Consider the following 11,537-nt stretch of genomic DNA (forward strand, 5'->3'; position numbering starts at 1 on the left):
CGCCATTGGTCGTCGGTGCGCACCCACACCCCGACATTGGCCGACCCGCCTTTGTCGCCGCTGCGGGCGGCGGCGATGCGGCCCAACGGCACCCGCTGCGTCGGGCCGTCCGGCAGCGGCTCCGGCAAAGCTGGCACTGAGGCCGGCTGCAGTTCGAGAGTCTCGGTGGCGCAGGGGATTTCGACTCGGATGCCGTCGGCGTGCACGGCGGTGTGGTCCACTTTTGTCGCCTCGACATAACCGGGGGTGTAGACCCCGTAGACCTGGCCATCCCCGGGCGGTGCGGTGACGGCGAACCCCGGGTAGCTGGCCAACGCCAATTCCACTGCGGCCGAGGAGAACTGGCGTCCGACATTGGCCGGATCGGGATCGCGGACCACGCAGCGCAGCAGGGCGCTCGCGGTCTCTTCGGTGTCGGCGTCGGGGTGGTCGGTGCGGGCCAGCGTCCACTCCAGCTCGGTGGGCTTGACACTGACCGCGGATTCCAGCTGTCGGCGCACCAAGTCGGCCTTGGCCTCGATGTCCAGCCCGGTCAGCACGAACGTCATCGCGTTGCGGAATCCGCCGATGCTGTTCAGCGAAACCTTGTACGTGGGCGGTGGCGGCTCGCCGGTCACGCCGCTGATCCGCACCCGGTCGGCGCCGTCGGACGAGAGATCGACGCTGTCCATCCGCGCCGTCGCGTCGGGATTGGCGTAGCGCGCGCCGGTGATCTCGTAGAGCAGTTGCGCGGTGACGGTGTCGACGCTGACCAGCCCGCCGGTGCCGGGGTGTTTGGTGATCACTGACGAACCGTCGGCGTGGATCTCGGCCAGCGGAAAGCCGGCGTGCGTCAGGTCCGGAATTTCGGTGAAGAACGAGTAGTTGCCGCCGGTGGCCTGGATGCCGCATTCGATGACGTGTCCCGCGACCACGGCGCCGGCCAACCGGTCGTAGTCGCCTCGCTGCCAGCCGAAGTGCGAAGCCGCGGGCCCGACGGTCACCGAGGCATCGGTCACGCGTCCGGTGACCACGATGTCGGCGCCGTCGTTGAGGCAGTCGACGATGCCCCAGGCGCCCAGGTAGGCGTTGGCGGTCAGGGGCGTGCCCAGCCCGAGTTCCTCGGCACGACCCGACAGGTCGTCCCCCTCGACGTGTGCCACCCGGACCGGCACACCGAGGCGCTGGGCCAGCGCGCGCACGGCGTCGGCCAGCCCGGCGGGGTTCAGGCCGCCGGCGTTGGCGACGATGCGCACCCCGCGATCCTGCGCGAGCCCGAGGCATTCTTCGAGCTGGGACAGGAACGTCTTGGCGTAGCCGCGCTCGGGATGTTTCATCCGGTCGCGGCCGAGAATCAACATGGTCAGCTCGGCCAAGTAATCGCCGGTCAGGTAGTCGAGCTGGCCACCGGTCAGCATTTCGCGCATGGCCGCATGCCGATCTCCGTAAAACCCCGAGCAGTTGCCGATGCGAACCGGCGCTGGAGTTGCCGAAGAAGACCCCACCACGCGAGTGCTCCCTCCCTTGGGAATCAGTTAGGTGCCACGCTGTCAACCAACCGGTAGGTCAGCATAGCCGGGGGTCGCGGCGCTGAACACCCTGCCGTGCGGCCGACTCGTCGACTATTCAGTGTGACCTGGGTCGCTCGGGCCTACCCGCCGAGAGCTAAATCACATACCGGAACTATGCGTCTCTAACATGCCTTTTCGCTGGCTCGATAACGACCTCAGCAAACTCCAAGCGGACCGTCCGGCATTCCGGAACTCGGAAGCGGCGTACGAATCGCCCGTTTCATTACCAGATGTTGGATCGGTGTTGAGTAAAAATTCTGCGATCTAGCTGCGGGTATTCGCCTATGCGCTCACCTGTCGGAAATCCTAAGCGGTTCTTACCTTGCCTTAAGGCTTGCTATTGAGTTAAGTTCCAATAAGTGTTCGTGGTTGTGGCAAAGGAGGCCGTGACATGGAACTCACCCTGCGCCCGTATGCGCTGGCCGGTGTAGCAGTGATCGGCGGCACCGCCGTCGCCGCTGTTCCCATGAGCCAGCCGAACTGGACGCTTCCACAAATGCGGTCCGACGCGGTCGCGCTGACGGCCACCGATGACCTGTTGACATCGATCGTCACCGAGCTCAACGACGCGTCGGCCAACTCCACACAGCTGTTCGACAACTTCGCGCTGGCGCCCTTCGTGGGAGCGCAGCAGGGGACCGTCGACGGCTTCGGCTATCTGCAGGACCTGATCAACGGGACGAGCTTCGACACCGTCCTGGGCGACATCCAGACCCAACTGACTGACGTGCTCAGCTCCTTCGCGCTGATCGGCGCCAGCTCCGACACCATCTCCACGACGAAGGGCCTCACCCTCGACGGGCTGCACGGCGTGGTTTTCCAGGAGCTGCCTACCTTCCTGCCGGCCTCAGATGCCGCGAGCCTGACCCCGGTGCTGGATTTCTTGGCCTCACCGGCCAGCGGCATCCTCCTGGGCGCGCTGGGGCCGGTGGTCAGCCCCGTCGTCTCGCTGTTCGACAGCGCCGAGGCAATTGCCGCCGCCGCCCAGGCCGGCGACTCCGCCACGGCATTCCAGGATTTGCTGGCCGCACCGGTCGACGCCATCGGCTCCATCTTCAACGGCGCGACACTCAACCTCGACGCATTGGTGCCTGCGATCAACGATGCCGGCCTGCTGCCGAGCGGCGACAGCGTCAGCTCGCTCAGCTTCGCCTTCGGCGGCCTGCTCAGCGCCGGAAGCGTGGGTGACAGCTGGAAAGTGGCCACCGGCACGATCCACGCCGCGGGCGGCTCGCTGTTCAACAGTGTCGGCATGGGCCTCGACGTCCAGCTCAATGGGGTACCGATCTCCCTCGACCTTTCCGCCAACCCGGTCGGCCCGATCGGCGCACTGGAAGGCTTCGACCAAGCGGTCGGCCTACTGCTGGGCGACGGATGGAGCGGCAAGGGCGTCACACCGGGCGCCCCGCTGGCCGGCCTGACGTTCCCCACCATCCCCGACACCACTGCGACGGGCGCGGCCAGCAGCCTGAACCTGTCCGACTTGTTCGGCGAGTTCAGCGGGCTCAACGACCTCGGCACCAACCTGTCCGCCGACACGACCGCTTCACTGAGCTCACTGACCGACCTTCCGCACGAACTCGTCAACGGATTGCTGAGCCTGTTCTGAGGCAGCGATGCGTAGCCTCGTCGAACTCGCGCAGGTCAGGGCGGAGCAGTACGGCGACAAGGTCGCATTCAGCTTCTCCTACAACGGCGACGGAGCCGATCTCGGCGAGCTGACCTTCGCTGACCTGGACAGTCGAGCCAGGTCGATCGCGGCGGACTTACAGAGCCGGGGCGCGTCCGGCCGCCGGGTGCTGGTGTTGTGTCGACCCGGGCTGGACCACATCGCGGGACTGTTCGGCTGCTTCTACGCGGGTGCGATCGCGATCCCGGTACACGAACGCCTCGCCCCGCGTCTGACCACTGTTGTGCCCAACGCGCAGGCCGATTTCGTGCTCGCCACGTCCCAGACCCAAGCCAAGGTCAAGGCAGTGCTCGACCTACTCGTCGACGGTCGGCGCTTGCAATGGTGTCTCAACGACGCTGGGGCAGGCGACGCCGACGGCTGGTCACCGACCGGGCCGGACCCGAATTCGGTTGCGATGCTGCAATACACGTCGGGCTCGACCACCGCCCCCAAGGGCGTGGTGCTCACTCATGGCAACCTGCTGCACAACCTCGAGGCCATCCGCCAGGCCTGGCAGGGCGACGAGGACGACCTCGCGCTGTTCTGGCTGCCGCAGCATCACGACATGGGTCTCATCGGTGGCATCTTCAATCCGCTGAACGTGGGTTGTTCCACCGTGCTGATGTCGCCGACGGCCTTCATCAAACGTCCGATGCGGTGGTTGGAATCCATCTCCCGCTGCCGCGCGACCTACACGGTGGCGCCGAACTTCGCCTTCGCCAAATGCGTCGAAGACAGCACCGCCGAGGAGCGCGCGAGGCTCGATCTATCCAGCTTGACGACCGTCATGAACGGCGCCGAGCCGGTCCGGGCCGAGACCATGAGATCTTTCGCCGATGCCTTCGCCCCGGCGGGGTTTCGGCCCGAGGCATTTCATCCGGTCTACGGGCTCGCCGATGCCACCCTGTTGGTCTCGGGTGGGTCGGCGGCCGATCTGCCGGTTATGGCCCATGTTGATCGTGGCGCGCTGCAGGAGGACCGCGTCGTCGAGGCCGCGCCCGCGCTGCCGTCGACGCTGACCCTGGTCGGTTGCGGCCGAGTTCAGGGCGGCCAGCGGGTGGCCATTGTCGACCCGGAGACCTGCCGCGAGCGCGCGGCGAACGAGGTGGGCGAGATCTGGTTGTCGGGGCCCAGCGTTGCCCAGGGTTACTGGGCGCGGCCGCAAGAGACCGAGCAGGCATTTGCGGCGTTCACCGCAGGCACCGGGGCGGGCCCGTACCTGCGCACGGGCGATCTGGGGTTCCTCCGCGGCGGCGAACTGTTCATCACCGGGCGCTGCAAGGACCTCATCGTGATCCGAGGCGGTAACTACTACCCGCACGACATCGAGTTCACCGTGCAGCAGAGCCACCCGGCGCTGCTGCACGGCCGGGGCGCGGCGTTCGCCATTACGCCGCGGCAGGGCCGCGCCGAACAGTTGGTGATCGTGCAGGAGGTCGACAGCGATCGATTCCGGAGCGTGGATGTTCGCGATGTCATGACGGCGGTGGAGACGGCTGTCCTCGAGCAGCACGGCGTACCCGTGCAGTCCCTCGTGCTGGTCGCGCCCATGCGGATTCCCACCACTTCGAGTGGGAAGATTCAACGCGGCCAGTGCCGCCGGCAGTATCTCGACCGCGAATTCCAGACAATCGCCGAAGCGCACGCACCGCTGCCCGCCGACGACGGCGGGGAAGACGAGGCCCTGGCCAAGGCCGCCGGAATTCTCAAGCTCGCGATGGTCATGCAGGCCCGATCGTCCCGCTGACCGCGATCGACCGGTCGCGCGCATTTTTGTCCGCGGCAGGCCACCCGCTATCATCAAAGCCAATCGTCGCTGCCGAGAGGTCTTCCGCGGTGACCCCCCTACCAGGAGTAAGGCCTGATCATGGCTGTGCCAAAGCGGCGGATGTCGCGCTCGAACACCCGTAGCCGACGCGCGCAATGGAAGGCTGAGAAGCCAGAGTTGGTCGGCGTGACGGTCGCAGGTCGGCAGCACAAGGTTCCTCGTCGGCTGCTCAAGGCGGCGCGCCTCGGCCTGATTGACCTCGACCGCCGCTAACTTCTGTGCCGTGAGCATTCACTTCGGCGATAGTGCCAACAGTTTGCGGACGGCCGATTCTGGCGCACTCTCAGCACCTTCTCAGGCGCTTAGATAAAACTGGTAGCTGTGCGAATTCTTGTCGTTGACGACGACCGTGCGGTGCGTGAGTCGCTGCGCCGCTCCCTTTCCTTCAATGGCTACTCGGTGACGCTTGCCGAGGACGGCGTCGAAGCCCTGGAGATGATTGCCGCCGACCGGCCTGACGGGGTCGTGCTCGACGTGATGATGCCCCGGCTGGACGGCCTCGAGGTGTGTCGGCAGCTGCGCAGCACCGGGGACGATCTTCCGATCCTGGTGCTGACCGCCCGTGACACCATCTCCGAGCGTGTTGCCGGCCTCGACGCGGGTGCCGACGACTATCTGCCCAAGCCGTTCGCGCTGGAAGAGCTCTTGGCGCGGATGCGGGCTTTGTTGCGCCGTACGAGAATTGAAGATCCCTCCGAAGCCGTGGCGATGACGTTCGCCGATCTCACCCTCGATTCGGTGACTCGCGAAGTCACCCGGGGGACCCGCCAGATCAGCCTGACTCGCACGGAATTTGCTTTGCTGGAGATGTTGATCGCCAATCCGCGTCGGGTATTGACGCGTAGCCGCATTCTCGAAGAGGTGTGGGGTTTTGATTTCCCCACGTCGGGTAATGCACTGGAAGTGTACGTCGGGTACCTGCGTCGTAAGACCGAGGCCAACGGCGAACCACGTCTGATCCATACCGTTCGTGGAGTGGGATACGTGCTTCGCGAAACTCCGCCCTGATGCCGCTGAAGACACTCTGATGCCGCTGAAGACACTGTTCCGTCGGCGAAGCAGAGTGCCGCTGAGGACGAGCACGTCCCTGTCGCTGCGCGGGCGGGTGATGCTGCTGGCCATGTCGATGGTGGCGATGGTGGTCGTCTTGATGGCCGTCGCGGTGTATGCGGTGATCTCCGCAGCGCTCTACAAGGACATCGACAACCAGCTGCAGAGCAGGGCGCAGCTGCTGATCGCCAGCGGATCGCTGGCCGCCGACCCGGCGAAAGCCATTGAGGGCACGGCATACTCAGACGTCAACGCGATGCTGGTGACGCCTGGCCGGTCGATCTTCACCGCGAACCAGGAAGGGCAGCAGCTGCCGGTGGGGCAGCAGGAGAAAGCCGTCATCCGCGGCGACTTGTTCATGTCCCGGCGTACCGCCGCCAATCAGCGGGTGCTCGCCGTGCATCTACCGAACGGCAGCTCGCTGCTGATCTCCAAGAGCCTCGCGCCCACCGACGCCGTGATGACCAAGCTTCGCTGGGTGCTGGTGATCGTCGGCGGCGTCGGCATGGCCGTCGCCGCGGTGGCCGGCGGCATGGTCACCCAGGCCGGCCTGCGACCCGTAGGCCGGTTGACCGGGGCGGCCGAGCGGGTGGCGCGCACCGACGACCTACGGCCGATACCGGTCTATGGCAGTGACGAATTAGGAAGGCTCACTGAGGCTTTCAACATGATGCTGCGGGCGTTGGCCGAGTCGCGCGAGCGCCAGACGCGGCTGGTCGCCGATGCCGGTCACGAGTTGCGGACCCCGCTGACCTCGCTGCGCACCAACGTCGAACTACTGATGGCGTCCAGCGCGCCGGGCGCGCCGCCGATACCCGAGCAGGAAATGGTCGACCTGCGCACTGACGTGATCGCCCAGATCGAGGAATTATCCACGCTGGTAGGCGATTTGGTAGACCTCACCCGTGGTGACGCCGGTGAGGTGGTGCACGAGCCGGTCGATATGAGTGAGGTCATCGAACGGTCGCTGGAGCGAGTTCGCCGGCGCCGCAACGACGTTGAGTTCGACGTCGACGTCACGCCCTGGCAGGTCCACGGCGACTCGGCCGGCCTGTCACGCGCGGTGCTGAACCTGATGGACAACGCCGCCAAGTGGAGCCCGTCCGGCGGCCGTGTGGGCGTCCGGCTGCGACAACTCAATGCCTCGCATGCCGAGCTGGTGGTGTCCGATCACGGCCCGGGCATCCCGGAGCACGAGCGCGAACTGGTCTTCGAACGGTTCTACCGCTCGACCACCTCGCGCTCCATGCCCGGCTCCGGGCTCGGGCTGGCGATCGTTAAACAGGTCGTACTCAAGCATGGCGGGGCACTGCATGTCGAGGAGACCGTGCCTGGTGGCCAGCCGCCGGGCACATCGATCTACGTCTTGTTTCCGGGGCAGCCGATACCGGTCGCGGAGTATCCGTCCGACGGCGACGTCGCGCCGAGTGCCGGCGCGTCATCAGTTCCGGGGAACTCCGCAACTCCGGCAAACGTTATTTCAGTCGAATCACAGATCACCCAGGCAAGGTAGTAGGCCAGTTACTGTTTGGCTCTGAAAGACCGCGCCAGGACCACAGAGAGAGCGACCAGCGACATGACGAATCACCCGAGGTATTCGCCACCGCCGCAGCAGCACGGATACCGTCCGGCGCCCGATCAGCGCGGGGCCGTGAGCCATTCCGGCTATGGGCAGCAGCAAACCTACCCGCCGGGATATGACTGGCGGCCCGGCCAGCAGCAACTTCGGCAGCCCTACGGTCCGTTCGTCGGTCAGCCCGGGGGGCCGCAGCCGATGCCGACGCCGCGAAAGCGTTCTCGTGCAGGCGCATTGACGGTTGGGGCGGTCGCGCTGGCTGTCGTCTCGGCCGGTATCGGCGGGGCCGCCGCCTCGGTTATCGCCCGCCACGAAATTCTCGCTTCTGTCGCCGACGGGGCAATGCCAGGCGGTGCCACACCCGGCATGCCGGCGTCGAACTCGCCGCTCGGCAGCGTCGAGCAGGTGGCCGCCAAGGTGGTTCCCAGCGTCGTGATGCTCGAGACCAAACTGGGCCGCGCATCTGAAGAGGGCTCCGGCATCATCTTGTCCTCGGACGGCCTGATCCTGACCAACAACCACGTCGTCGCCACCGCGGCCAACCCCGGGAAGGCACCGGGGCCGCATGGGCGACCGAACCCCGAGCACCAGAACCCCGACGAGGACCCCGGCGCTCCGGCCCCGGATCCCGACCAGCCCGCCCCTCCGCCGGGTAGCGGCAAGCCCAAGACCACCGTGACGTTCTCCGATGGGCGCACGGCGGAGTTCAGCGTCGTCGGCACCGACCCCACCACGGACATTGCTGTGGTGCGCGTGCAAGGCGTGTCGGGGCTGACCCCGATCAGCCTCGGTTCGTCGGCCAACTTGCGTGTCGGCCAGCCGGTGATGGCGGTCGGTTCGCCGCTCGGTCTGTCCGGCACGGTGACCACCGGCATCGTCAGCGCGCTCAACCGGCCCGTCTCCACCACGGGTGAGTCGGGTAACCAGAACACCGTGCTGGACGCCATTCAGACCGACGCCGCGATCAACCCGGGCAACTCCGGTGGTGCGCTGGTCAACATGAGCGGACAGCTGGTCGGGGTGAACTCGGCGATCGCCACCCTGGGTGGCGACTCCCCGGACGCGCAGAGCGGTTCGATCGGCCTCGGTTTCGCGATCCCCGTCGACCAGGCCAAACGGATCGCCGACGAGTTGATCACGTCCGGGACCGCGGCGCACGCCTCGCTGGGCGTGCAGGTCACCAACGACAAGGAGACGCCCGGCGCCAAGGTGGTCGAGGTCGTTCCGAACGGGGCGGCCGCGGCCGCTGGACTGCCCAGCGGAGTGGTTGTCACCAAGGTCGACGACCGCACGGTCAACAGTGCCGATGCGCTGGTTGCCGCAGTTCGATCCAAGGCGCCCGGCGACAAGGTGACGCTGACCTTCAAAGACCCGTCTGGCGAGACCAAGAAGGTCCAGGTCACCTTGGGCAAGGCCCAGCAGTGAGCAGAGTCGCCGCGCCGTCGTCGGACGCCAGATATACGGTTGCAGCCATGGGACAGGGTGTGGACTTGATCGGTAGGGCACTGGTCGTCGTTGTCGACGATCACGGCGATGAGGATCACAGCGGTCCGTTGGTCACCGAACTGCTCACCGAAGCCGGATTCGTGGTCGACGGCGTTGTCGCGGTCGCCGCCGACGAGGTGGAGATCCGCAACGCGCTCAACACCGCGGTGATCGGGGGAGTCGACCTGGTCGTGTCGGTGGGCGGCACCGGGGTGACTCCCCGCGACGTCACCCCGGAAGCGACGCTGGACATTCTCGACCGCGAGATCCTCGGCATCGCCGAAGCGATCCGCGCGTCGGGGTTGTCTGCGGGAATCATCGAGGCAGGCCTGTCGCGCGGTCTGGCGGGCATCTCGGGCAGCACGCTGGTGGTCAACCTGGCCGGCTCGCGGTACGCCGTGCGCGACGGGATGGCGACGCTGAACCCGTTGGCAGCGCAGATCATCGGTCAGCTGTCCAGCCTGGAAATCTGACACCCGGCATGTCCACACCCGTCGGAGACGATCGCGAGTGGCAGTCGTCGGTCGACGAGCGAGACCCCGATGCCAGTCGGGACGGCGAGGAGCGGGAGCAGTGGCTGCGCGACAACGTGCCGCCACACCACACCTGAGCTAGCTGTCTTGGACGGTCGCGCTTTCCGGAGCGTTGGCGGAGTGATGACCCGCTGAGCTGCCATTGGCCTCGGCGAGCTGATCCCGGATCTGAGTGAGCAGCGAGAGTTCAGTGTCCTCGGCTTGCTTGACCTCTCCACGCTTGCGCAGCGTGTTGTAGGGCAGCACAACCAGGAAGTACACCACCGCCGCGATGATGATGAAGTTAATCGCGGCCGATATCGCGACGTTGAAGTCGATGAATTTGCCGTCGCCGATGCTGACTTTCAGAAGCCCGACATCGGATTTTCCGCCAGCGCCGATTCGGTCGATCAGCGGCTGGATGACGCTTTCGGTGAACTTGGTGACCAGACCGGTGAAGGCGGTACCGATGACGACCGCGACTGACAGGTCGATGATGTTGCCGTGTGCGAGAAACTCTTTGAAGCCCTTCAACATCGGGATTTCCTTTCCGCAATGGGTAAGTCATAAATCAATGTGGAGCTCAAGAAAAAAGCTAGCCGAGTCGGGCTGGCGATGCGAGAGTTTGCTTTTGGTCTGGTCAGACCCTTAGTGCAGGCTGAGGGTCACGGTCGCGACCAGCGTCGCGCCGGCCACCGCGTTGGCGAGGGTGGCCGGCAGTGCGATCAACACCACCCGGTCGCCGGCCGCACTGTGCCCATTGGCCTTCGCCGACACCGATACCACGATCGCGTCGGTCGCCACCACGTGCGGGGCTGCTGCGTTGCCGCCCTCTGCCGCGGCCACCACGTCGACCACGTCGCCCGGTCGCACCACGTCGATCAGCGCGTTGTCGGCCGGATGCACCGGCACGATGCGGGCGTCTGGCCCCGCCGCCGACTCGGCCAGGCGGGCGCCCAGCAGTCGCACGTCGGTCAGCACTTCGCCGCGCCGTGAGGGGCCGGCCAGGGCGGAGCCGACCACCGCGTTGACGTCTGACTGTGAACCGTCGGGAATCGTTGACGTCAAACGTCTTTCGACCCGAACATCGTCGGCGGCCAGCTTGGCGCCCGGGCTCAGGTCACGCGTGGCGACTACCACGAGCGCGGAGTCGTCGGCGGGGTCGGGCCGGAGCGCGGCAACGCCTGCGAGCAAGACCAGCCCCGCAGCGGCAACCCGGCGGGCCAGCACGGTACGCGACCAGTCAGGCCGCACCCACTGCGAAAGACGGGTTGGCAGCGATGGATTCAGCGATGACCGGGAGTCTCCCACGCGCCAACGGTAGACGCGAACGTGCGACGTGGCCGGACGGCGAAGTGCGTCTTGTGGATAACCGGCTAGCTGGAGGTGGTGGCCGGCGACTTCGACGCCGACGATTTCGACGCCGACGATTTCGACGCCGACGACGAGGAGTCGGACTTCGACGCGTCACCAGAGGAGGTCGACGTCTGCGAAGCGGCGGAGGATGTGTCGCTGGAGGTCGAGCCGGAGCTCTCAGTGCCCGAGGACGAACTCGAACTCGAAGAACTGCTGCTGGCGCTCTTGGACGCCTCGCGACTGTCGTTGCGGTAGAAGCCGCTGCCCTTGAACACCACGCCGACGTTGCCGAACATTTTGCGCAGTCGGCCCGCGCACTTCTCGCACGTGGTCAGCGCGTCGTCGCTGAAGGCCTGAACTACATCGAAGCGGTCATCGCATGCGGTACAAGCGTAGCTGTATGTCGGCACAAAAACCTCCGTGATGGTCTAAACGTTTAGCACTCTACAGTCCCAAGTGCTAGAACGGCTATGTGGTGCAAGTCATTCCCGGCGGGTGCCAGGCTGTA

The 11,537-nt window shown here is 66.1% G+C and carries 12 protein-coding genes; 8 read left to right on the top strand and 4 right to left on the bottom strand.

Features of this window, described 5'->3' with window-relative positions:
• Positions 1-1,406 (bottom strand): acyclic terpene utilization AtuA family protein (locus AC2VOG_RS17435; RefSeq protein ID WP_486941104.1); only part of this gene is annotated, 1,406 nt, incomplete at its 3' end.
• Between the two features lie 535 nt (positions 1,407-1,941).
• Between AC2VOG_RS17435 and gjpA the strand changes: the two genes are divergently transcribed.
• From gjpA to AC2VOG_RS17475, 8 genes are all read left to right on the top strand, one after another.
• Positions 1,942-3,159 carry an outer membrane porin GjpA gene (gene gjpA / locus AC2VOG_RS17440; RefSeq protein ID WP_486941105.1) on the top strand — a complete coding sequence of 406 codons (1,218 nt, stop codon included), beginning with the start codon at positions 1,942-1,944 and terminating at the stop codon, positions 3,157-3,159.
• 7 nt (positions 3,160-3,166) lie between these two features.
• Positions 3,167-4,969 (top strand): fatty acyl-AMP ligase, encoded by a 1,803-nt coding sequence (locus AC2VOG_RS17445; RefSeq protein WP_486941106.1) that lies wholly within the window; start codon positions 3,167-3,169, stop codon positions 4,967-4,969.
• Between the two features lie 120 nt (positions 4,970-5,089).
• Positions 5,090-5,263 carry a 50S ribosomal protein L32 gene (rpmF, locus tag AC2VOG_RS17450; RefSeq protein WP_067331883.1) on the top strand — a complete coding sequence of 58 codons (174 nt, stop codon included), beginning with the start codon at positions 5,090-5,092 and terminating at the stop codon, positions 5,261-5,263.
• A 108-nt stretch (positions 5,264-5,371) separates the two neighbouring features.
• Positions 5,372-6,058: a response regulator transcription factor gene (locus AC2VOG_RS17455; RefSeq protein WP_486941107.1), complete on the top strand. Its 687-nt coding sequence runs from the start codon at positions 5,372-5,374 to the stop codon at positions 6,056-6,058.
• A 19-nt stretch (positions 6,059-6,077) separates the two neighbouring features.
• Complete coding sequence (locus AC2VOG_RS17460) at positions 6,078-7,613, top strand: ATP-binding protein (RefSeq protein ID WP_486941108.1); 1,536 nt, start codon at positions 6,078-6,080, stop codon at positions 7,611-7,613.
• A gap of 63 nt (positions 7,614-7,676) precedes the next feature.
• Positions 7,677-9,101 carry a S1C family serine protease gene (locus tag AC2VOG_RS17465; protein ID WP_486941109.1) on the top strand — a complete coding sequence of 475 codons (1,425 nt, stop codon included), beginning with the start codon at positions 7,677-7,679 and terminating at the stop codon, positions 9,099-9,101.
• Between the two features lie 47 nt (positions 9,102-9,148).
• Complete coding sequence (locus AC2VOG_RS17470) at positions 9,149-9,634, top strand: MogA/MoaB family molybdenum cofactor biosynthesis protein (protein ID WP_486941110.1); 486 nt, start codon at positions 9,149-9,151, stop codon at positions 9,632-9,634.
• An 8-nt stretch (positions 9,635-9,642) separates the two neighbouring features.
• Positions 9,643-9,771 carry a hypothetical protein gene (locus AC2VOG_RS17475; RefSeq protein WP_486941111.1) on the top strand — a complete coding sequence of 43 codons (129 nt, stop codon included), beginning with the start codon at positions 9,643-9,645 and terminating at the stop codon, positions 9,769-9,771.
• Position 9,772: 1 nt separating this feature from the next.
• Here AC2VOG_RS17475 and mscL read toward each other — a convergent pair whose 3' ends face one another.
• The 3 genes from mscL to AC2VOG_RS17490 all read right to left on the bottom strand — a co-directional run bounded on the left by mscL (position 9,773) and on the right by AC2VOG_RS17490 (position 11,439).
• Positions 9,773-10,210: a large-conductance mechanosensitive channel protein MscL gene (mscL, locus tag AC2VOG_RS17480; RefSeq protein WP_486941112.1), complete on the bottom strand. Its 438-nt coding sequence runs from the start codon at positions 10,208-10,210 to the stop codon at positions 9,773-9,775.
• Positions 10,211-10,321: 111 nt separating this feature from the next.
• Positions 10,322-10,984 carry an SAF domain-containing protein gene (locus AC2VOG_RS17485; protein WP_486941113.1) on the bottom strand — a complete coding sequence of 221 codons (663 nt, stop codon included), beginning with the start codon at positions 10,982-10,984 and terminating at the stop codon, positions 10,322-10,324.
• Positions 10,985-11,049: 65 nt separating this feature from the next.
• The gene (locus AC2VOG_RS17490) at positions 11,050-11,439 is read right to left on the bottom strand and encodes an FmdB family zinc ribbon protein (protein ID WP_486941114.1); all 390 of its coding nucleotides are present in this window, start codon (positions 11,437-11,439) and stop codon (positions 11,050-11,052) included.
• Between the last annotated feature and the right edge of the window lie 98 nt (positions 11,440-11,537).

It is taken from the genome of Mycobacterium sp. TH-M11, from assembly GCF_057473725.1.